The organism is Desulfomicrobium norvegicum (assembly GCF_900114595.1).
Lineage (GTDB): Bacteria > Desulfobacterota > Desulfovibrionia > Desulfovibrionales > Desulfomicrobiaceae > Desulfomicrobium > Desulfomicrobium macestii.
In genome coordinates this window covers 29,637-50,890 of sequence record NZ_FOTO01000009.1, presented here as the reverse complement: position 1 = coordinate 50,890, position 21,254 = coordinate 29,637, and the positions used below count along the sequence as shown (strand labels likewise).

Here is a 21,254-nt window from a genome sequence, read left to right as displayed (position 1 = left end):
GATCAGGTCGCCCCTCTCGCAGGGGCGTGGATTGAAACATGGGTATATGCATCGCGGCCGTGATCAGGTCGCGTCGCCCCTCTCGCAGGGGCGTGGATTGAAACATTCTCGTCGACCACAACTCTGTCATCGCCCGTGTCGCCCCTCTCGCAGGGGCGTGGATTGAAACGAAGACGGGGCGTGGCACCTGCATGAGATGCGCGTCGCCCCTCTCGCAGGGGCGTGGATTGAAACTGGACATCGGACACAGCAGCGCGTACCGTCTTGGTCGCCCCTCTCGCAGGGGCGTGGATTGAAACCAGAACACGCTTGAAAACGCGCTGCGGTTTACGGTCGCCCCTCTCGCAGGGGCGTGGATTGAAACAGCGAGTGCGGCGGCGTTGGTGGACGAGTCGGCGTCGCCCCTCTCGCAGGGGCGTGGATTGAAACGATGATGTTTACCGTCATGCCGCCTCCGCCGTAGTCGCCCCTCTCGCAGGGGCGTGGATTGAAACCATCTACTGTCATACGTTGGGACAACGACGCTACGTCGCCCCTCTCGCAGGGGCGTGGATTGAAACAGCTTAAAAATCCGCAAGCAATTTGCCCCCAAGGTCGCCCCTCTCGCAGGGGCGTGGATTGAAACGCCTCCTCAATCTGCGACGCACTTGCCACGCCGTGTCGCCCCTCTCGCAGGGGCGTGGATTGAAACTCGTCCATCGCCCTGCGCTACCTGCGCGAAGCCGAGTCGCCCCTCTCGCAGGGGCGTGGATTGAAACCGCTTGCGTTGCCAGTGATGTCCTCTTGTCCCGGTCGCCCCTCTCGCAGGGGCGTGGATTGAAACACCGTTGAAATCGCAGTCGGAATCCTGGACGAGGTCGCCCCTCTCGCAGGGGCGTGGATTGAAACTCAAGCAAGCACCGATTTAAGCCAATCGCATGTGGTCGCCCCTCTCGCAGGGGCGTGGATTGAAACGGAACTCATGGGCGAAAAGCGCGTGGCCCGGGCGTCGCCCCTCTCGCAGGGGCGTGGATTGAAACCCCGGCCAGCGCGGCGACAACTGGAATGGGCGTGTCGCCCCTCTCGCAGGGGCGTGGATTGAAACCATGTCAGTCGCAACGGTCTGTTCGGCTGGCTCGGTCGCCCCTCTCGCAGGGGCGTGGATTGAAACAAGCCCGCCGAATCTGCTGAATCCAAACGGCCCGGTCGCCCCTCTCGCAGGGGCGTGGATTGAAACGCCAATTGTGAGTTCCTGCGCGTCGTAAACAACGGTCGCCCCTCTCGCAGGGGCGTGGATTGAAACTTTGGAGCCGCCAAGTTTGCCTTTAGCTTGTCCACGTCGCCCCTCTCGCAGGGGCGTGGATTGAAACCTCTTAACTTCCCGCGATAGTCCACGGGATTTTGTCGCCCCTCTCGCAGGGGCGTGGATTGAAACAAGTAAATAGCCGACTCGTCAGCGTTCTCAAGCGTCGCCCCTCTCGCAGGGGCGTGGATTGAAACATAAACCGTCTGGCGAGACAGGACGCGCTTGTCCGTCGCCCCTCTCGCAGGGGCGTGGATTGAAACGATTCCGAACGGCACTTCTCGCCTCGTACATGGGTCGCCCCTCTCGCAGGGGCGTGGATTGAAACTGCCGATAGCGCCACGGTGTTGATGCTGGCCGCGGTCGCCCCTCTCGCAGGGGCGTGGATTGAAACATCCCGGTCAGTTCTGGGCCGTAAATGAAGGTCGGTCGCCCCTCTCGCAGGGGCGTGGATTGAAACGCCTCCTCAATCTGCGCACTGCTCGCCACGCCGTCGCCCCTCTCGCAGGGGCGTGGATTGAAACAGCAGGATCGATACCGGCTCGCCAAGGCACGGAGGTCGCCCCTCTCGCAGGGGCGTGGATTGAAACCAGAAGGAACAGGGTCTGTTCTTGCGGTCGGAGTCGCCCCTCTCGCAGGGGCGTGGATTGAAACCATAAGCGACCGCTATCGCGGCTATTTGGGCAGGTCGCCCCTCTCGCAGGGGCGTGGATTGAAACACTGACCAGACCGGCAACCAGAGCGCCGTCCTCGTCGCCCCTCTCGCAGGGGCGTGGATTGAAACTATAGATGCCAGCGCGTTCTTGCGGATGCCGGTGGTCGCCCCTCTCGCAGGGGCGTGGATTGAAACACCAGGAAGGCGTGGACGAGGGCCGCGTGCGTGGTCGCCCCTCTCGCAGGGGCGTGGATTGAAACATAACGCGGCTCTTCGGGCAGGCAGCGCCACTCTGTCGCCCCTCTCGCAGGGGCGTGGATTGAAACATAAAACCCCCGTGGACGATCCGGACGATCTGGTCGCCCCTCTCGCAGGGGCGTGGATTGAAACATCCATAGGTGGGTTGCAATGCTTGTTGTTCCAGGTCGCCCCTCTCGCAGGGGCGTGGATTGAAACCTTGAAGACATGGGGCTCATCAACAAGATGGAGCAGTCGCCCCTCTCGCAGGGGCGTGGATTGAAACAAAAAATCCTGCTTGGATTCTCCGAGATTTTTAGTCGCCCCTCTCGCAGGGGCGTGGATTGAAACACTTCTGCACAAATTATTAGAATGACTATTCGTCGTCGCCCCTCTCGCAGGGGCGTGGATTGAAACAACAGGGGCCACGGCCTGAGACATGGCAACGTCAAGTCGCCCCTCTCGCAGGGGCGTGGATTGAAACGGCTTGCACCGCACCGTGACCGCCACGCCCTCGGCGGTCGCCCCTCTCGCAGGGGCGTGGATTGAAACATGCTGAGAAATTTGGATTGATCCGCATCCCGGGTCGCCCCTCTCGCAGGGGCGTGGATTGAAACACCGCCCACCACTCAATCACGGAGCTTCGCAGGAGTCGCCCCTCTCGCAGGGGCGTGGATTGAAACTTACCTCCAGGCTGAGCTTGGCACTCATACCGCAGGTCGCCCCTCTCGCAGGGGCGTGGATTGAAACGACACAGCCCGCTACTGCCGCGCCAACGCGGGGGTCGCCCCTCTCGCAGGGGCGTGGATTGAAACAACTACAAGTAAGCATTTCGCACGGACCCCAGGAGTCGCCCCTCTCGCAGGGGCGTGGATTGAAACATCAAGAAAGCACGAATAGCACATGGTGCGCTCAGTCGCCCCTCTCGCAGGGGCGTGGATTGAAACATTTAAGGGGGGTATCATGTATGATAGGTTTATGTCGCCCCTCTCGCAGGGGCGTGGATTGAAACGCATTCTTCGGCCCACACTCCAGCCCGCGCCAGTGTCGCCCCTCTCGCAGGGGCGTGGATTGAAACATCAACTGCAAGTTTTTTAAGCGCGAGGGCTTGGGTCGCCCCTCTCGCAGGGGCGTGGATTGAAACACCCAGATATGGGACCGCATGGTCAAGGGCGAGGTCGCCCCTCTCGCAGGGGCGTGGATTGAAACAATTTGACCTCGACCGCATACGCAGTGCCTACGGACGTCGCCCCTCTCGCAGGGGCGTGGATTGAAACATCAACTCCGTGACGGGTGGCAACAAATGGGAGGTCGCCCCTCTCGCAGGGGCGTGGATTGAAACTGTTTCTGCTTCAGATTGCTGTTTTTTGGCCGAGTCGCCCCTCTCGCAGGGGCGTGGATTGAAACCACTGCAAAGGACAAAGACAGTTCTGGCACGTTGGTCGCCCCTCTCGCAGGGGCGTGGATTGAAACGCTACATCGAGTCCGTGCGCGAGCAGAAAGACGAGTCGCCCCTCTCGCAGGGGCGTGGATTGAAACGTCGTGGACAGATATGTTTGGTGTTGGCGTGACGTCGCCCCTCTCGCAGGGGCGTGGATTGAAACTCGCCAGAAACGGAATTGCAACGCCAGGCAGGGGGTCGCCCCTCTCGCAGGGGCGTGGATTGAAACATCGTCAATACCCGCAACGGAGAGCGGGCTGGTGTCGCCCCTCTCGCAGGGGCGTGGATTGAAACAAGTCGAAGTACGCGGACCTTGCCGAAATCCTCGTCGCCCCTCTCGCAGGGGCGTGGATTGAAACTCGCCAGAAACGGAATTGCAACGCCAGGCAGGGGGTCGCCCCTCTCGCAGGGGCGTGGATTGAAACATCGTCAATACCCGCAACGGAGAGCGGGCTGGTGTCGCCCCTCTCGCAGGGGCGTGGATTGAAACAAGTCGAAGTACGCGGACCTTGCCGAAATCCTCGTCGCCCCTCTCGCAGGGGCGTGGATTGAAACTCGCCAGAAACGGAATTGCAACGCCAGGCAGGGGGTCGCCCCTCTCGCAGGGGCGTGGATTGAAACTGCGGAACTCGACGGAGTTGGCCCGCTCGTGTCGGTCGCCCCTCTCGCAGGGGCGTGGATTGAAACTGTACGTCGATACGCCCATTGGATTGTTCCAGCGGTCGCCCCTCTCGCAGGGGCGTGGATTGAAACTCGCAACAGTTGAGAGTGAATTGATGCGCATCGGTCGCCCCTCTCGCAGGGGCGTGGATTGAAACACGGTGGGCGGATTTGTTCAAGGACTGCTTGGGTCGCCCCTCTCGCAGGGACGTGGATTGAAACTCCCAAGGATCAAGACAAATTTCAGGAATTTCGAGTCGCCCCTCTCGCAGGGGCGTGGATTGAAACACTGGTCGGTCATGCGCAGTCCGGAGCGCCCCAAGTCGCCCCTCTCGCAGGGGCGTGGATTGAAACTGGAAGAGCGAGAAGAGGTTTTCGGGGATGTCCCGTCGCCCCTCTCGCAGGGGCGTGGATTGAAACACCGTCATCGCACCGAGCGCGAATCCTCCCGTGGTCGCCCCTCTCGCAGGGGCGTGGATTGAAACGCCAAATGAGGAAAAAAACCATGTCAACTCAAAGTCGCCCCTCTCGCAGGGGCGTGGATTGAAACTACTGCTCGCGCATCAAGGCCGAAGTGTCTCCGGGTCGCCCCTCTCGCAGGGGCGTGGATTGAAACGCCAAATGAGGAAAAAAACCATGTCAACTCAAAGTCGCCCCTCTCGCAGGGGCGTGGATTGAAACTACTGCTCGCGCATCAAGGCCGAAGTGTCTCCGGGTCGCCCCTCTCGCAGGGGCGTGGATTGAAACATGTCGTCCGTAGGCGAGCGCGGAATCCCAATCGGGTCGCCCCTCTCGCAGGGGCGTGGATTGAAACCATTTCGGCCATTCTATTCCTCGGCGTCCTTGTGTCGCCCCTCTCGCAGGGGCGTGGATTGAAACATGTCGTCCGTAGGCGAGCGCGGAATCCCAATCGGGTCGCCCCTCTCGCAGGGGCGTGGATTGAAACGGTCCTCATGTCACTATTCATGGCGGTGATTTAAGTCGCCCCTCTCGCAGGGGCGTGGATTGAAACCGTTGGGAATTGATGAATAAGAAGCTTATTAACAAGTCGCCCCTCTCGCAGGGGCGTGGATTGAAACGTGATCCTGACAGGCCAGTTTGCGGACCATTTGGCTAATCGGCAGGCGCAATTGGTTGCGAATCTCGAAAGCATCGCCAACCATTTCGACTCCCCACTCCTCCGGAATAACCCCCACCTCAGTCTGCTTGTACCCCTTCGGGCACGCATCGACAGCGTTCATGGCTGCTCGCCTCCTTCCAACTCGGAGGTGATTTGTTCCAGGCGAGCTTTCAGCTCCTCTTTGGACGGCAGGTAGAGCTGGTATTTGGAGGCAAAGATATTGGCGGCTTGGGGCAGGGTCAGTTCCACCAGGGCGTCGTTTTTGCGGTGGCAGAGCACGATGCCGACGGTGGGCAGTTCCTCGGGCAGCTTCACGTGGCGGTCGAAGTAGTTCACATACATCTGCATCTGTCCGAGATCCTGGTGGGTGAGCTTGTCGCGCTTGAGGTCAATGAGGACATAGCATCGTAGTAAACGATTGTAGAAAACGAGGTCCACGCGGAAGTGATCGTTGTCAAAGGTGAAGCGCTTTTGTCGGGCTTCGAAGAGAAAGCCTTTGCCCAGCTCAAGGAGAAAGGTCTCCAGTTGGTCGATGATGGCGGATTCCAGGTCTTCCTCGGAGTAGTGCGGACGGTCTTCAAGGCCGAGAAATTCCAGCACTAGGGGGTTCTTGATAAGATCGGCGGCTTTTTCCACCACCTGCCCCTCGGCGGCAAGGCGGCGGATTTCGTCTTTGTCCCGGCTGAGGGCGAGGCGCTGGTAAAGGCTGCTGGCGATCTGCCGCTGGAGTTCGCGCACCGTCCACTGGTTTGCGGCGGCCTCGATCTCGTAAAAACGGCGTTCGGCGATGTCGTCCAGGGTGAGCAGTTCGACATAGTGGGACCAGCCAAGGGGGAAGTGCTTGATGAGTGCTCCAGCCAGCGGCTGTCGACCCTGCAATCCTTGGGCGGTCAATAGGTCCGACGGTGTCGGGCTTATCTCCGAGGGCTTCGGGAGCTGCCCCAATTGGTCCGACGCTGTCGGACCAATTGGGAAGAGGCGATAAAATGAGCGGTAAAGTTTGAGGCGGGTGGCGGAAGTACCTTTGATTTTCAATGGTTTGAGTCGATCTGCCAAGTTTCCGAGCAACCGGACGCCATATTGGGCGCGATCTGCGCCCAACTGCTCGAATTCCGCGATATAGTAGCCGAAGAGCCAGTTCCGGACAACGAGGTGGGCATCCACGACGCGGACGGCTCTGACATAGAGTTCCTCATGCGTCTGCTGGCAAAGACTGACAAGCTGCTCAAAATTCCTCGGCGAATTCATGGTGTCACCCCCATTCGTCGAAGGTGCGCATCGACACGGGCCGCCAGTGCGTCCACCTCTTCCACCAGCTGCGGCAGCGGTTTGGCGTAGCGTTCGGCCAGCACCCGCACGCGCTGGGTCAGGGCCTGGCTGATGCGGTCCATCTCGCCGTGGATGGCGGTCTCCAGGCTGGCCAGCCATTTGTCTTCCACCACCAGGGTCTTGATCTCGGCCTCGGTCAGTTTGGGGTAGTGCCGGTACGCCAGCGCATCGAGGTCGGCTTCGGCCTCCTTGACCTTCTTTTTGAGGTCCGCTTCCTGCTGACAGAGTTTGAGCCATGTGCTCAGGATGGCGGCTTCTTCTTTGGCGCTGGCGTCGAAACGGATCTCCTTGATTCGGGCGCTGACGCAGGGCTTGTTGACTTTGTCCAGTTCGGCAAATGCGCCTTCATCCCCGCCGTGTTCCTCTTCCAGTTCGGTCATGCGGCCGGATACGGTTTCCAAATCTACCGTTAGTGCATCCAGCGCGGCCTGTTCCCTGGCAAAGTAGCGGGCCACGATCAGGGGCTTAGGCACGAGATCGCAGGTCCAGCCCTTGTCCCTGGATTTGCCCTTCTTGTCCGTTTCGATGATGCGGCAGGGTTTGGCGATCCAGCCGTCGGCCGTGATGAGATAGCAGTCGTCCTGCATGGTCGCGGCCCAGTAGTCCATGAAGTGCTGGTACACGTTGTAGTGCTTGATAAGTGGCTGGCCCGCGTAATGGGCGAGGAGTTCTTCGGACAGGCGCGCGGCCAGATCCTTGGGCGCGAAGCCTGACGTGAGGCTTTTTAGGGTGGCGCAGACCGAGTTGCGCCACAGCGTGAAGTGGGCCTGCATGCCGGACATGAAGGCCGTGAATTCCGGATGCTCGAAGATGGCCACCTTGATGCCGGCCTTGTCCACCGTGAGATCGAGGTAACCGGGCCGGTTTGGGGCGAACAGGGCGGACTTGAGCCCGGGGCAGACATTCCAGTAGCGGGACAGGGCGTCCACGTCGGCCTGGGGGATGCCGCCGCGCAGATGCCCTTCGATGTCCTGCAGATCCTCGGGCTCCTGGCTGTCGATGTAGCGCGGCAGGTTCAGGTTGAAGTCGTTCTTCTCGATCTCCTCCATGCTGACCATGCGCGAGTATTTGGGAAACTCCAGGCCCTTGGTGAACATGTCCACGATCTTGTGGATGTCCTGGGAGCGCAGGCGGTTTTTGGGGCCATCCTTCATGAAGCCGGAGCTGGCGTCGAGCATGAAGATGCCCTTGCGGCCCGCCGCTTCGGCCTTGTCGATGACGATGATGCAGGCCGGGATGCCGGTGCCGTAAAAGAGATTGGCAGGCAGACCGATGATGCCTTTGATGTAGCCCTTGCGTACCAGATTGCGGCGTATGGCGGCCTCGGCGTTGCCCCGGAAGAGCACGCCGTGGGGCAGAATGCATGCGCCCTTGCCGGTGCTTTTGAGGGACCGCACGATGTGCAGCAGATAGGCGTAATCTCCCTGCTTGGCCGGTGGCACGCCGAAGGGCTGGAAGCGTGCGTGTTCGTCATTTTCCGGATCGAGTCCGCTGGTCCAGCGTTTGTCGGAAAAAGGCGGATTGGCGACCACGAAGTCGAAGGTCTTGAGGGCGCCGTTTTCAGTGAATTTGGGATCGGTCAGGGTGTTGCCCTGCACGATGAGGGCGGTGGGGTTGTCGTGCAGAATCATGTTCATGCGCGCCAGAGTGCTGGTGGCGGCATCCTTTTCCTGACCATAGAGGGTCACGGACGTGCGCGCCTCGTGGGCCACTTTGAGCAGGAGGGAGCCCGAACCGCAGGTCGGGTCATAAACCGAGGTATTGGCGGACGTCTGGGCCTCGCGGATGCCCAGGATCTGGGCGATGACCATGCTGACCTCGGAGGGCGTGTAAAACTGCCCCTTGCTCTTGCCGCTCTCGGTGGCGAAATGGCGCATGAGATATTCGTAGGCGTCGCCCAGGATATCGTCGCTGTCGGCCCGGTTCTTAGAAAAATCCAGGGCCGGGTTCTCGAAAATGGCAACCAGGTTGGTCAGCCTGTCCACCATCTCCTTGCCGGTGCCGAGTTTGGTGGCGTCGTTGAAATCCGGAAAATCCGAAAGTTTGTTGGCTGTTGCCAAGGGGGCAAGAATCTTCTTGTTGATCTGGTCGCCGATGTCGGACTTGCCCTTCATGGCGCTCATGTCCGCAAAGCTGGCTCCGGCGGGGATGGTGATGGGCGCGTAGGGCTGGCCCGAGTATTTGTCGCTGATGTATTTGATGAACAGCAGAACGAGGACATAGTCCTTGTACTGACTGGCATCCATGCCGCCGCGCAGTTCGTCGCAGGAAGCCCAGAGAGAGGAATAAAGTTCGGATTTTTTGAGTGCCATGATCGCGTCTTAGGTTATGGTGGACAGGCCGATCCCGGGCCGGGAAAGGTCTATTTGTTGCAGCCTGCTACCTAAGCCCGATCAATTTGGAAGTGTCAAGAATTAGAGGCGATAGAAGCAGGAGTCTTTACTCTTTGCGCGGCTTAGGCTTGAGGTGGTGCGTCTGCTTCCCTAACGCCCTTGTTCTGCGAGCGTTTCGGACATCACCTGCATGAGGATCTCCATATTTACGGGCTTTGCTACGTATCCGCTCATGCCCGCAGCCAGGAACTTCTCCTTGTCCCCGGTCATGGAGTAGGCTGTCAGAGCAATGATCGGGATATCCCGCTTGTGGGAGTTTTCAGAGCCTCGAATGCGCCGGCAGGCTTCGATGCCATCCATGACCGGCATCGATACATCCATGAGGATGAGGTCGAAATCGTTCGCCTCATGCATTTCCAGGGCTTCCTGACCGTTATGGACCACGGTGACGCGGTGTCCGGATTTTTCCAACAGTCTGCTGATACTGAAAACCGTTGTTTCGTCGTCTTCGGCCAAAAGAATCCGGCGGGACACCTGCGGCGCGGTGCGGCATTCCGCCGTAACCTCGCCATCATGAAGCTGCGCTTCCCTGCCGAAGGTCACGCAAAAAGCAAAGGTAGTCCCGATTCCCTCCTCGCTTTCCACGGCGATGTTCCCGTCCATGAGGCTCACCAGATGCTTGCTGATGGCCAGCCCCAATCCGGCCCCCTGGTGGTTTCGAGTATATCCCTGGCTTACCTGGGTGAACGGTTTGAACAAATTCCCAAGATCTTCACCCGCGATGCCGCACCCCATATCTTCAATGGCGATGAAAACTCTGAAGCTATCATTGCTGCGAGACGGAAGCGGATAGACCTCGACGTGCACGTGCCCGCGCTTGGTGAATTTGAAGGAGTTGCCGATCAGATTGGTAAGCACCTGCTGGAGCCTGATGGAATCGCCGACAACCCAAATCGGGAGTCCTGGGTCAAGATGACGTGTCAATGCGACACCGGTCTGGACAGCGACAGGCTCGAAAAGGTCAATGGCCTGATTCAGTGCGCTTTGCAGGTTGAAGCGTTCGGAACGGACGAGCATCATGCTCGCTTCTACCCGGGAGAGGTCCAAAATGTCCGAAAGCAGGCTGGTGAGACGATTGGTCGACTGGATACCGAGAGAACAGAAATGCAGTTGCTCCTCGTCCAGCGTGGTCGTTTCGAGCAGTTGGAGCATGCCCATGATACCATTCAGGGGGGTGCGGATCTCGTGACTCATGTTGGCCAGGAATTCGGACTTGGCTCTATTCGCGGCTTCGGCTGCCTCCTTGGCCAGAAGCAGTTCCGTCTCGACCCGCTTGCGGTCAGTGATGTCGGTAAAGATGCAGTGAGTGCGCAGGAACTCGCCGTCACGGGTGAGCTGCACCCGACCATTGAACGCAACGCTGAGGATTTGCCCGTTCTTGGCCATCATGTCGAACTCCACGCCGTCGATGACGCAAGCATGCTTGAACAGAGGGAAATTCGTGTCGAAGTGCTCCTTGAAACTCGGCCCGAGATAATCCCCGAACCATTTGCCGATCACCTCTTCCCGTTCATAGCCCATTGTCTCCAGCCACTTTTTATTCACGTCGAGAAAATATCCCCGCTCGTCCAGCGACTGATACGACAGAGGCGCGTTCTCAAAGAGCAGGCGGAAGCGGGCCTCGCTCTCCCGCAACGAACCCTCCGCTCGCTTGCGCTCGGTAATGTCCTGCGCTGCCCCCCAAAGACTGGCAATGCGGCCTTCCGTGTCCTTTACGGCCTCTCCCCGTACCCACATCCATCCAGTGACGCCATCTTTCCCCACGCTTTCAAGTTCAAGCTCATAGGGCACTCCTGTTTCCGCGGTATGGGCCAGGGCCGCGGACAGCCTTGCCCAGCTTTCCGGGGTAAACAGTTTCATGTGCTCGGAATATGGCGGTGGGGACAGGTCCGGATCAAAGCCGTACATTTTGTATAGCTCCTCCGTCCACACGACCTGGTTCGTTGCCAGATCCAAACGCCAACTGCCTAACCGTGCAATTTGTTGTGAGCTTTTGAGGAATCTCTCCGTCTCCCGCAGGGCATCCTCGGCCAGCTTGCGATCGGTGATGTCGTAGCAATATCCGATATAGCCGCTAAAGTTGCCTTCTCGGTCATGGCGCGGGTTGCCCAAGTCGAGAATCCACCCATATTCGCCGCTAGACTTGCGCAGACGGTATTCCATCGAGAATGGTTCGCGGCGGTCGAAATGACTGACAAAAACTTTCAGACAGTGATCGAAGTCATCCGGGTGCACGCCTTCCGTCCAGCCGTTGCCGAACTCTTGTTCGAGGGTGCGACCGGTATAGCGTAGCCAGGGTTCGTTGAAGTAGTTGCACAGCTTATCGGTACCGGAGGTCCAGATCAGCGCAGTGCCGCCATTCGCCAAGGTGCGAAAATGGTGCTCACTTTCTTGCAGACTGGCCTGGGTTTTGTGCAAAACATCTGCCTGTTGGCGCAAGGTGTCTTGTTGGACAAGATTGTTGCGGTGGTACTCCTTGAACAATTGACGCATCCAGCGCGAGAATATCAATGAGACGACCAGTCCGAACAGCAAAGCCAGCAGTCCTGCCAGCATGTTTGTCAGTGCCTGCCTGGCACTCAATCGCGCGTGAGTTTGCTGTTCTGCTGCGACCGCCGCATGCATCTCGTCATCGGACAAAGTGGTCACCACAACCCACTGCCAGGGTGAGTAGGTCTGAACATAAGCCGTTTTTTTCGCCAGTGTACCGCTGTCTGTTTGCGGCCAATCGTAGTGGACGATGCCGCCGCCGGCTCGGGCAGTGCTCAGCAGCTTTTCGAGAACGCTGCGTTCAAAGACAGGCAGGTCGGCTTCCGTCTTGCCTTCGAGCGCGGCATTGGACGGCGAGAGCAACGACCGGCCATCGGCATCAAACAGCACGACGTAGCCGGTTGTGCCGAAGTGATGAGTACGCAGGTGCAATATCGCTTCCTGCTTTTGCCTTTCCTCCCACTTGTGGAGATAGTCGCCGGTGCCGATCAGCCAGTCGTAAGGCTCGAAATGGCGGACGTAGGAAAGCTTTTCGGCCATCACTGTGGGATTTTCCGGCGCGTACCATCGATAGCGCGAGAAGCCCTCGCCGCTCGGCAGTCTTGCGGCGGCGATCAGGCCCCGCATTATATAGTGGCCGGCGTCATCCTGGTTGTCGAGCAAGGTCTTGCCTTCGAGCTTTGGCGACGTGGGCAGCAGGATGAATTGGCCGTTCATGTCATCAATGAAAAAATAGCCGCGGCCATCGTAAAAATGTATCGGCCGGAGCATCTCGACGATCATTTTTTGGACTTCGGCCGCCGGTCGGAGGGCAGAATCCCGGGTGTAAATGGCTTCGGCAATCTGGTAGGCGCTATCCACCTGTAGCTTGATGCTTTCGCGCAGAACAGCTTCAGTCTGGCTACGGATAAATTCCATGGTGCTGATGCTGTTGTGCATTTCATCCTTCAGACGTGCGTCGATCTGCCCGGCGAGGGCCTGCTCAATGCGGTCGAAGGATGATTGCGCATCCTTGCGGCTTTGCCACAAGTTATAGCCGGCAAGCCCGACCGTTAGCAGAAGCACAATCAAAAGCGTGCCGACCAGATGAATGCGCGGAATTGACTTTTCGTTGGCGATTAGCCGCATAGTCTCTCCCCTGTAGCAATGCCGTAGTGCGGGCCCATCAGGATCAAAAGTCCATTCCTCATACCTCGTCCCCCCCGGCCGCGCGCTGGTACCGCAGCGGCTGACCGGCCAGGGTCAGCAGCTCGTTGACATCGCGTTTGAACTCGACGACTCGTCCTTCCCGGTCGGGCATCACATTGTGACCCCGCTCCAGCTCGTGCAACTGCTCGACCATTTTCACCCCGGTCTGTTATTGTTGTCTGAAGAAACTGAAGCAGTCCAAAAATTCCATTTATCGGGGTTCTGAGCTCATGGCTCATGCTGCCTAAGAATGCGTTTTTACTTTTATCAGCAGCATCTGCTATTACTCTAAGGGCATCAAGTTCTGCTGCATGGAATTTCAACGTATCATGTATTGTTTCATTATTGCCGGGAGTCGCGGACTATCATTACCAGCTTGCGACAACGCTCATCAAAAATGAAAAGCGTCACCGAAGCCCATCATGATTTTCTGTGCGTCTGCGAACTCGACAAGAAATAGCCACGACCGATCTTGATCTCGAAAAAAGACTCGGTGCCGAAAAAGGTTGAGAGGGCTAGAGAGGAGCCGTTGTGATCCAGAGTGCGGGTACAGGACGCGCAAAAGATAAGGCGGGTCGTAGATTCCAATCTTGGAATCCGCCTTTTGTATCCCCGCCCGACTTCGTTTGAACCCGTAAGGATTCCGCTCTCGAAAACATGGCCTGCCGGCCCTGCGACGTGTCCACGATCAGAAGAGAACCCGACACTTCATGCCCGCCGGCAGCCTGAACTGGGGGTTGGGAAGTTCCAGTCGCACGCCGAAGGTTCCGCTGGCGGCATCGATGACCTTGTCCACGATCACGACCTTGGCGCTGTACTCGCCACCCACCGGCTCATCCGGCAGGACCTTGGCCGTGACACCTTCCTTGATGGAGCCGATATACTGGACCGGGATGACCAGTTCGACGCTCAAGGGATCGATCTGCGCCACGGTCAGGAAGGGTTCCTCGCCGACATAGCCGCCGGGTGCGCCAGTACGCTTGACCACCACACCCTTGATCGTACTGCGGATGACCCGCATTTCGAGTTGCGCCTTGGCCTCGGCCACCATCAGCCGGGCCAGCTGCAGCTCGGTCTCGATCTCGTCTTTTTCATGCATCGAAATGAGCTTTTTTTTGGTCAGTTCCTCGTTGCGCTGGGACTTGCGCTGCCCGAAATCCACCTTGGCCTCGGCCGTGCGCAGGGCTGCGGCTTCGACCCCGGATTTGAGCCGGGCCAGGATCTGCCCGACTTCGACCTTTTCTCCCCGCTCCACCATCACCTTCTCCAGGATGCCCGGAACCTGACTGCCGAAATTGACGGTCTCCCGAGGCTCGATAAGCCCTTCGAAAGGCGGCAGTTCCCCGGCTCGAACCGTGGCTGCCAACATGCACAGCAGCGCCAGAAAAAATACGCGTTTCATCTCGTGTTCTCCTCGATGCATATGGCCCCCGCGTTTGGACCGGAAACAGCTCAAACACGGGGAAAAAGACGTTGTTTACTCGAACCGGCCGGCAAAGGACATCAGGCTTCCCTGCGCCTGGTCCTGCCGGAACAGGTTTCGGCGCAGCCGCGTGTTGTGCCGCTCCACGTTGCGCTGCATGCGCCTCAGCAGCAGGCGCGCCGCGAATTGGGGCATCCTCGTCCGGGTGACGGCAAACATGGCCACGCGGATAAAGGGGTCGCCCCATTTGCCCTGGAACAGAAAATCCTCCAGGGATAAAATCCCTTCAAAGCTTCCGGGGTCACCCTGCCGCCCGCACCTCCCGGCCAATTGACGATCGATGCGCGCGGCCTCGTGGTATTCCGTGATGATGACATGCAGGCCGCCTGCATCGCGCACCTCGGGCGCAAGCATGATGTCCGTGCCCCGCCCGGCCATGTTCGTCGCGATGGTCACGCTTCCCGGCTGGCCCGCCCGGGTGATGACCTCGGCCTCCTCGGCGTCCTGCTTGGCGCTCAGGACCAGATGGGGCAGCCCTGCTTCCCGAACGCGGGCAGCGAGTTCCTCGGAGGCCGCCACGGTTCGCGTCCCGACAAGCACGGCCCGGCCCTGCCGGTGCAATTCACCGATCCGATCCACCACGGCCCGCCATTTATCGTGCCGGGTGGGAAAAACCCTCTCCTTTAGCCTGCGCCGGATCACCGGCCGGTGGGTGGGCATGCGCAGCGTGGCCAACCCGTAGACATTCCACAGCTCGCCCTTCACTTCACGCGCCGTGCCTGTCATGCCCGCGAGCCTCAGGTATCGTCTGAAAAAACGCTGATAGCTGATCTTGGCCAGGGGTTCCCGGCGCTGCGTCAGCTCGCAGCCCTCCTTGAGCTCGATCATCTGGTGCAGCCCCTGCTCCCAGGAACGGTCGGGCATGACGCGGCCCGTGAACTCGTCGATGATCTGCACCTTGCCGTCGCGCACCAGGTACTGCTCGTCCCGGCGGAACAGGAGCAGGGCCGTCAGGGCCTGGTGCACGGCCCCCTCGCGGCGCACCATGCCGCTCCACAGGGCCCCCAGCCGCCGCGCCGCCTCCTCGATGCGCTCCCGGCCCGCCGGGGTCAGGATGATCTGGCGGCGGGCCTCGTCGAGTTCGTAATCCGTGTCGCGCACGAAGGTCCCGGCCAGCTCCAGGGCCTGCCCCAGGAAGTCCCGCTCCTCGTCGGCGCCCGAGGAACCGGAGATGATGAGCGGCGTCCTGGCCTCGTCGATGAGCACGCTGTCGGCTTCGTCCACGATGGCGAAGTGCAGGCCGCGCATGAGCAGGCGCCCGGTGCGCGAACCGCGTCCGAGCAGGCTCTCGGCCTGGATCATGATGGGGTCCGGCCGGTCGGCCAGGGTCAGGCGGTCGCGCAGGTAGTCGAAGACCAGCTCCTTGTTGGTGGCGTAGGTGATGTCGCAGCCGTAGGCCCTGCGCCGCTCGTCCGGCCCCTGCCCGTGGACCACGGAACCGACGCTCAGGCCCAGGGCGCGGTACAGGGGCCCCATGTTCTCCGCGTCGCGGCCCGTGAGGTAGTCGTTGACGCTGATGATGTGCACCGGCAGCCCGGCCAGGGCCGCCGTAGCCGCCGTGAGGGTGGCGGTCAGGGTCTTGCCCTCGCCCGTCTCCATCTCGGCGACCATGCCCCGCAGCATGACCAGGGCGCCCATGACCTGGCTGTCGTGATGCCGCATGCCGAGGGTGCGGAAGGCCTGCTCCCGGACCAGGGCGAAACAGTCCACCACATGCTCCGGCAGGAACCCGTCGGCCAGGAGCCGTTCGCGCAGCACCCCCGTCTCGGCGGCCAGCCCCCGCCCGTCCATCCCGGCGAAACGCGCCCCGGCCGCGTTGACCGCCTCCGCCTCCCGCCGCACCCAACCACGGGGCGCCAGACCCTGGAGGCGCCCGTGCACCCGGTGCACCTGCCGCTCCAGCCACGTCTCGACCCGGTCAGGCCTCTCGGCCCGAACTTCGCGGCTGGCTGGGGGATAAGTCAGATGCAGCATGAAAACTCCTCTATAAACATTCTCAAACCCTTCGCCGACCATTTCTCGGTGATTGCGTCCAGAATGCATTGTGGCAAGGCGCAAGGGAAAAATGGAAGCCGAAGTGTAGCCGTCTACATGAGGTTTCCGTGCACCCGGTGCACCTGCCGCTCCAGCCACGTCTCGACCCGGTCAGGCCTCTCGGCCCGAACTTCGCGGCTGGCTGGGGGATGAGTCAGATGCAGAATGAAAACTCCGGCACTTCCACCACAGTTCATCACGCAACCTATGGCTGGGGGATGAGTCAGATGCAGCATCAAAACTCCTCTATACACATTCTCAAACCCTTCGCCGACCATTTCTCGGTGATTGCGTCCAGAATGCATTGTGGCAAGGCGCAAAGGAAAAATGGAAGCCGAAGTGTAGCCGTCTACATGAGGTTTCCATTTTTCCCGCAGCAACGCAGCCAGAATGCATTCTGGGCGCAATCATAAGGCGAAGCGGGTGAGGAGGAGGCGCCGCAACGCCCGGTAGGCCCGCAAGGCCAAGGGTTCGGAGCTGTGCTCGAAGCGGACGTAGACACGCTCCTCCACGTTGCCTGGTACGGATCCCTCAAGCACCAGGTCGAACTGAAAGAGGCGTTCCAGCACATGTGGGGCGTCCTTTTCCCGAGGGTCGAGGGCGAACCGGCCACCGCCGTCGAGACTGAAGGCCAGGCTCGGCAGCACGCGGCTCGCGGCGGGTACCTCGCGGAACACCCGCGCCGGCAGCACCTGCCCGATGTTCTCGGCCAGCCGCACCTCGACGCTTCGGACATCCGAGCGGACGCGCTCGATGTCGGCCTGGGGAACCACGGTCCTGATTTGCATGCGCAACGGGTCGAGGATGTAGCCCACAGGTTCGCCGCGCCGCAGAAATCGGCCCGGCAAATCAGCCTCGTCCTGAAGCACGAAAATCCCGGACGCGGGGCTGCGCGTGATCAGGGCCGCCTGACGCTCCTGGGCGCGATCGATCTCCGTTTCGATGCTCCGGATTTCCTCTTCCAGCATGGCGGTCTCGGCGCGGGCCCTGTTCATGCTCAACTGGCGGCGGGCCTGAAATTCCTCCCGGCGGGCCAGCAAGAGCCGGACCTGGGTTTCCAGCAACGGGTCCGCGCAGCGGATCAGCGGATCGCCGGATTTTACGGCGGTCCCGCCGGGAGTGACCACGGCCTCGACCATCCCGCCGGCAGCGGCGTACACCCGGGATTCCTCCGAAACCCAGACTACGCCTTCGGCGTTGGTGTACAGCGGCGCCGGGACCACAGCCAGCCCCCCCGCCAGCAGAGCCAGGGGAAGAACCACCATCATGATGATGCGAAGGCGCTTACGTTGCATATGAGTATCCTTGACGAGAAAAGCGGCCACGCGCCACGTGGGCATGATGAGCATCATGAACACCGCCCAGATGGCCAGCACGATTCCCACGAAAAAAAACTGCCCGGCCACGAAAAGCACGATGCGCACGGAAATGAAAATCCGGTAGCAGAAGGCGGCCACGGCGTAAAAGAACAACCAGCGGGCTTCCCCGGGACTGCGGGCCGGTGATTCGGCGCTTTCCACTCCCAGCAGATACCGCTTGAAAAGGTATCCCAGATAGCCGACGCCGCGTTGCGCCAGGTTGGGAATCTCCAGCCAGTCCGAAAGAATGTAATAGGCGTCGAAACGCAAAAGCGGATTGCCGTTGAAGAGGACCGTCGACACCCCGGCCACGAGCAGGGTCTTGTAGGCCAGAGCGCTCACGATTCCCGGCTCGACGTTCAGCCAGATCAGAAGCATGACAGCGGCCACGAAAAGCTCCACCATGATACCCGCCCCCCCGACAAGCATGCGCTGACGCTTGTCCCGGAAGGACGTCGACGAGGACGCGTCCACGTACGGCAGGGGCATGAAGACCAGCAGCATGACCCCCATCTCGTGCACCTCCCCGCCTTCCTTCTTGACCATGTAGGCATGGCCGAACTCGTGCAGGACTTTCAGCACGGGATAAAGCAGGCTGATCAGCAGCAGATTCTCCATGCCATGAAGCGCGTCGGAAAAATCGCCTTGCAGGGAGTCCCAGTGCAGGACGGCCAAGACGGCGGACGTGAGCGTTACCGCTATCCAGACCACCAAGGCCTGCCAGCCGAGAAACGGACGGACCCAGGGCATTGTCCGGGTCAGGAAGCGGTCCGGATCCAGGAGCGGGAAGCGCAGGGACAGCGGCGAGGCCAACTGCGTGAACAGGCGGTTGCGCCTGCCCTTCACGCTGCGCTGGTGCAGATCCGAAAAGTCGAGGATGGCGCTGGTCTGCAAGAGATCGGCCCGGTACAGTCTGGCCAGGAGTTCGATGACCTCATCCTGGGTGGGCATGTGGTCGCCCAGGCGGGCGCAAACGGCCTGCCAAATCTGGTCCATGGTCCGGCGGCCGTCCATCATGCCCACCAGTTGGTAGGCCTCGGAGGAAAAGCGGTGATGGCGCCCCGTGAAGCCGTCCTGAATCACATACCAGTCCTGGCCGCGATAATCGTGGCGCTCGATGCGCACATGGCTGCGCAGACGCGGCTTGAGGGGGGCGACCCTGTACCATGAAGGACTGAGCAGCGAAACGCTCATGCGCGAACCCCGCTCCTGCGCTTCAAGGCAACCATTTCCAGAAGAAGAGCGTCAGCCATTCGCGCATGTCCCGAATCCAGATCCGGACCAGTTTGCGCCGATCCACGGCGACCTTTCCCACGCCTTCCATGCCGGGGCGCAGGGTTTCGTCCACGCTGTCCAGCGCCGCCTCCACCTGGAAATAATTGCTGCCATCCTCGGCCTTGGCGATGGGCGTGATCTTGCTGACCGTGAACCCGAACTCCTGCCCGGGCAGGGAAAAAAGGACCAGCTCGCCGCGCTGTCCGACCCGGACATCGGCGATGCGTCGTTCGTCGACCTTGAGAATGACCCTATAGGAATCCAGCGGCGTGACCTCGAAGAGCACGTCGCCCTGCTTCACGGCGCTGCCGAGGCGTTGGCTCAGATCCCCGCTGACGATGAGGCCGGAGTACGGCGCCGTGAGGCGGGTGCGGGCCAGTTGCGCGTCGGCCAGGTCCAACTCGGCCTGAACCTGGTTCAACTGCGCCCGGATGATGCTGGACTGGGCCCGATCGTGCTGGGATACGGCTTCCTGGAGTTGCTGCTCCAGCTGCCGCAGACGGCTGGCGGTGACCATTCTGTCCAGGCGCAGGTCCCTGTCGTCGAGGAGGCAGAGCTCGTCTCCTTCGTTCACCAGATCGCCGGCCCGGAACGGGGCCTGATGGATGAAGCCGTCGAAGGGCACGGTCACGGCCCGGCGAATCCCACCTTCCAGGGCGATATCCGCGCGCAGGCGGTAGTCTCCGTGGGCAAAGAAAAGAAATACGGCCACGCAGGCCAGCGCCGCCACGGCAAGCTTGCGGCCGTAGTGCCGGGGGCCCAGCAACCGCCCGGCCGCCTCGGACAGTCTGGCGCGGGCGTGGTCGAGGACGGAGCGGTCGACCTGGCGCTTGGCCTCCAGGATGGGACCGGCCAGGGCCCCCACGGCCCGGAAGAATTCCGCATCGCGTTCCGTGAACGGCTGGTCCGCGGCGCGTTCGACGGTCAGGGCGCCGTAATAGCGGTCCTGGCCGTAGAGGGGCAGGGTCAGGACCGCGGCCATGGCCTGCTGGCGCGACAGGGCCTCGTGTTCGCGGCAGATGACCGTGACGTCGTCCGTGGGAAAGGAGATCTCGCGGCGCTGCAGCAGGGCTTCGTCCATGACCCGTTCGATGTTGCGGGTCAGGTTCATCTTGAGGTTGACCTCGGCGCTGTGCGAGACGGCTTCCAGCCTGACGGAGCGCCCGTGCACGAAGCCGAGGCTGACGCGCTCGCAGCCCGATGCCGCGGCCAGCTCCGTAACGAAGGTCATGGCCGCCTCGCGGCAGGATGGCCGGTCCAGGGTCAGGGCCAGCATGTCCACCGCCGTTCCGAGGCGCAGCAGGCGAGCCTTGTCCTTGTCGGCCTCCCGGCGGCGCAGAAGCAACTCCAGCCACGAGCAACCCCACTGCAGTTGCTCCATGGCCCGGTTAAGATCGGCCTCGCTGTCGGCCGCCAGTTCCATTGCCACCACGGCGAACAGCCTGTCATCCACCCGGACGGGGTAGACCATGGCATACCGGTCCGCGGCGTCCAGTTCCAGCACCAGGCCGCGCCCGTCGTCGATGACCCGCTCCAGAGCCTCGGCCAGCCGGACCGGGTCCGCACCGCCGTAGGGCCACACGGCGGCGGGGGTGAACTGCCCGTCCTCCCCCTCGGTGACCAGAATTCCCTGGATCACACCCGGAATCATGCCACTTTGCAGCCCGATCCACCCCTGGCAATACTCCCGGGTGCTCGAGGCCGACGAGAACTCGGCCCATGACAGGACGGAGCCTGCGCCGGTCGGTACGGAGTCCTGTATGGTAGTGTTGCTGCTCATAATGATGAAACCCGATCAACTGCAACGGCGACGCCGGAGCAGGCAGAAGACCAAACCCTTTTCACGTACTCAGTTAACCAGCTATCTGCTCAAAAAACAAGGGGAAAACCCGGAATCAGACGCGTAAAGGCCCGACACGCCGCCGTGCCGGGCCTGATGAAAAGGTCCGCGTCCCGCCCTATTGCGGCGTGACATCGGGCATTTCGAGACTGATCACGCCGAAACGCTTCTCGTACTCGTTCATGGTGTTGGCCAGGAGAATGGCCAGGCGCTTGGCCGCGTAGGGGTTGATGATGACGCGGTCGGAAAGCTCGATGACCAGATCCTTCTGCGACGGGTGCCAATTCTTGTTGACGCCGAACATGAGCGCCACTTCCTCGCGCGTGCTCGATACGTTGCAGACGTTGGCGTACGTGGTACGCATGCGGCTGCCGTCCCAGCGGATCTGGCCCGCCTGGTCTTCCGCCTTTTCCTGGGGCGTCTTGTCTTCCATTGTCACGTGTACACTCCTTGTATGTTGCAGGCTCAG

General features: G+C 60.9%; 10 protein-coding genes, 1 pseudogene and 1 CRISPR repeat array (1 of these 12 only partly in view). All 11 genes and pseudogenes read right to left on the bottom strand.

Going from position 1 to position 21,254, the window contains the following annotated elements; translation table 11 throughout:
* A CRISPR array of direct repeats spans positions 1-5,354; the repeat unit is 32 nt; unit sequence GTCGCCCCTCTCGCAGGGGCGTGGATTGAAAC (it extends 1,181 nt beyond the left edge of the window).
* 158 nt (positions 5,355-5,512) lie between these two features.
* The 11 genes and pseudogenes from BMZ24_RS13015 to BMZ24_RS12970 all read right to left on the bottom strand — a co-directional run bounded on the left by BMZ24_RS13015 (position 5,513) and on the right by BMZ24_RS12970 (position 21,218).
* Entirely contained in the window at positions 5,513-6,643 is a 1,131-nt protein-coding gene (locus BMZ24_RS13015; protein ID WP_092193009.1) for a PDDEXK nuclease domain-containing protein, read from the bottom strand.
* Positions 6,640-9,036, bottom strand: coding sequence for a type I restriction-modification system subunit M (locus BMZ24_RS13010; protein WP_092193007.1), 2,397 nt, complete (start codon positions 9,034-9,036; stop codon positions 6,640-6,642). Before BMZ24_RS13010 ends, BMZ24_RS13015 begins: the two co-directional genes overlap by 4 nt.
* Positions 9,037-9,207: 171 nt before the next feature.
* Positions 9,208-12,735: a cache domain-containing protein gene (locus BMZ24_RS13005; RefSeq protein WP_092193005.1), complete on the bottom strand. Its 3,528-nt coding sequence runs from the start codon at positions 12,733-12,735 to the stop codon at positions 9,208-9,210.
* A gap of 58 nt (positions 12,736-12,793) precedes the next feature.
* Positions 12,794-12,949 carry a hypothetical protein gene (locus BMZ24_RS20190; protein WP_244150365.1) on the bottom strand — a complete coding sequence of 52 codons (156 nt, stop codon included), beginning with the start codon at positions 12,947-12,949 and terminating at the stop codon, positions 12,794-12,796.
* Positions 12,950-12,989: 40 nt separating this feature from the next.
* Positions 12,990-13,034 (bottom strand): annotated as a pseudogene (locus BMZ24_RS20185) (hypothetical protein); the annotation flags it as partial.
* Between the two features lie 449 nt (positions 13,035-13,483).
* Positions 13,484-14,197: an efflux RND transporter periplasmic adaptor subunit gene (locus BMZ24_RS12995; RefSeq protein ID WP_092193001.1), complete on the bottom strand. Its 714-nt coding sequence runs from the start codon at positions 14,195-14,197 to the stop codon at positions 13,484-13,486.
* Positions 14,198-14,272: 75 nt separating this feature from the next.
* Entirely contained in the window at positions 14,273-16,252 is a 1,980-nt protein-coding gene (locus BMZ24_RS12990) for a preprotein translocase subunit SecA (protein ID WP_092192999.1), read from the bottom strand.
* 113 nt (positions 16,253-16,365) lie between these two features.
* Positions 16,366-16,548 carry a hypothetical protein gene (locus BMZ24_RS19545; RefSeq protein WP_143077916.1) on the bottom strand — a complete coding sequence of 61 codons (183 nt, stop codon included), beginning with the start codon at positions 16,546-16,548 and terminating at the stop codon, positions 16,366-16,368.
* Between the two features lie 171 nt (positions 16,549-16,719).
* Complete coding sequence (locus BMZ24_RS12980) at positions 16,720-18,864, bottom strand: HlyD family efflux transporter periplasmic adaptor subunit (RefSeq protein ID WP_092192995.1); 2,145 nt, start codon at positions 18,862-18,864, stop codon at positions 16,720-16,722.
* A gap of 22 nt (positions 18,865-18,886) precedes the next feature.
* Positions 18,887-20,725 carry a GAF domain-containing protein gene (locus tag BMZ24_RS12975; RefSeq protein WP_092192993.1) on the bottom strand — a complete coding sequence of 613 codons (1,839 nt, stop codon included), beginning with the start codon at positions 20,723-20,725 and terminating at the stop codon, positions 18,887-18,889.
* 178 nt (positions 20,726-20,903) lie between these two features.
* Complete coding sequence (locus BMZ24_RS12970; RefSeq protein WP_167364146.1) at positions 20,904-21,218, bottom strand: DUF3467 domain-containing protein; 315 nt, start codon at positions 21,216-21,218, stop codon at positions 20,904-20,906.
* Between the last annotated feature and the right edge of the window lie 36 nt (positions 21,219-21,254).

Coding starts and splice junctions, on each gene's coding strand:
- BMZ24_RS13010 (WP_092193007.1), bottom strand. CDS start 9,036: ATGGCACTCAAAAAATCCGAACTTTATTCCTCTCTCTGGGCTTCCTGC.
- BMZ24_RS13005 (WP_092193005.1), bottom strand. CDS start 12,735: ATGCGGCTAATCGCCAACGAAAAGTCAATTCCGCGCATTCATCTGGTC.
- BMZ24_RS12995 (WP_092193001.1), bottom strand. CDS start 14,197: ATGAAACGCGTATTTTTTCTGGCGCTGCTGTGCATGTTGGCAGCCACG.
- BMZ24_RS12980 (WP_092192995.1), bottom strand. CDS start 18,864: ATGAGCGTTTCGCTGCTCAGTCCTTCATGGTACAGGGTCGCCCCCCTC.
- BMZ24_RS19545 (WP_143077916.1), bottom strand. CDS start 16,548: ATGCTGCATCTGACTCATCCCCCAGCCATAGGTTGCGTGATGAACTGT.
- BMZ24_RS20190 (WP_244150365.1), bottom strand. CDS start 12,949: ATGGTCGAGCAGTTGCACGAGCTGGAGCGGGGTCACAATGTGATGCCC.
- BMZ24_RS13015 (WP_092193009.1), bottom strand. CDS start 6,643: ATGAATTCGCCGAGGAATTTTGAGCAGCTTGTCAGTCTTTGCCAGCAG.
- BMZ24_RS12975 (WP_092192993.1), bottom strand. CDS start 20,725: ATGAGCAGCAACACTACCATACAGGACTCCGTACCGACCGGCGCAGGC.
- BMZ24_RS12990 (WP_092192999.1), bottom strand. CDS start 16,252: ATGCTGCATCTGACTTATCCCCCAGCCAGCCGCGAAGTTCGGGCCGAG.
- BMZ24_RS12970 (WP_167364146.1), bottom strand. CDS start 21,218: ATGGAAGACAAGACGCCCCAGGAAAAGGCGGAAGACCAGGCGGGCCAG.